Origin of the sequence: Corynebacterium sp. ACRPS, from assembly GCF_022346005.1 — a bacterium.
Lineage (GTDB): Bacteria > Actinomycetota > Actinomycetes > Mycobacteriales > Mycobacteriaceae > Corynebacterium.
The window spans coordinates 1-742 of record NZ_JAKRMY010000044.1 but is presented as its reverse complement, the minus strand read 5'-3'; the positions used below and the strand labels follow the sequence as shown (position 1 = coordinate 742).

Genomic DNA, 742 nt, shown 5'->3' with positions numbered 1-742 from the left:
TGACGCGGGCTTGTTTTAGGGACCGGTAAGGCGGTACCAGGTACCGGGGTGGCGGTAGCCGCCCGGTAGCCGGTTTTACCCCCGCTTATCGTTTGGACCGTTGACGTTGCTTGAGCTGTTTGCTAAGTGTTCCCCTTTCTTCTTGGAAGTCGTCACGGGTGCGCATGTCTTCACCGATGAGGGTGAGTTTGCTGCCGTTGTTTGCAAGTCGGGATAGGACAGCGTCGGCGATCGCGTTTTCACTAAAGACGCTGTACCAGTATTCCGGCTCGTGCTGGCTGACGATGACGGTTGAGGAATGCTCCCGCTTGACCAGGAGGTTGAATACCTGGGCTAAGGCGAAGGCAGATACGTCCGTGGCCAGGAAGTCGTCGATGACCAACACAGCCGGCTTTGTCAGTTCCTCAAGGAGGGCTTTGCGCTCATAGGCAGCGTCGGCTGTGGCGTCGAACTCGTCGGCTAAGTCGGCGAGTCTAAAGTAGCGTGCGGTTAGTTTATGCCGGCACGCAGCCACGGCTAGGCCTTGGGCGAGGAAGCTTTTGCCGGTGCCGGTAGCTCCCACGATGGTTAGATCTCTGCCGTAGGTAATCCAGTCGCAGGTAGCTAACCGCTCAATACGGTCTGGAGTGATCCCTCGGTTGCTGTGTGCTTCAAAGCGTTCCAAAGCCGCAAGCGCGTTGGGTAGCTTGGCGGCTTTGACGAGTTTTTCGATTACTTTCGAATCACGTGCAGCTACCTGAGC

The 742-nt window shown here is 57.1% G+C and carries 1 protein-coding gene; it reads right to left on the bottom strand.

Annotated elements, in window-relative coordinates; genetic code table 11:
• Positions 1-85 precede the first annotated feature (85 nt).
• Positions 86-742: ATP-binding protein (locus MHX65_RS11485; protein ID WP_239270173.1), on the bottom strand; the 657-nt coding region annotated here is incomplete at its 5' end.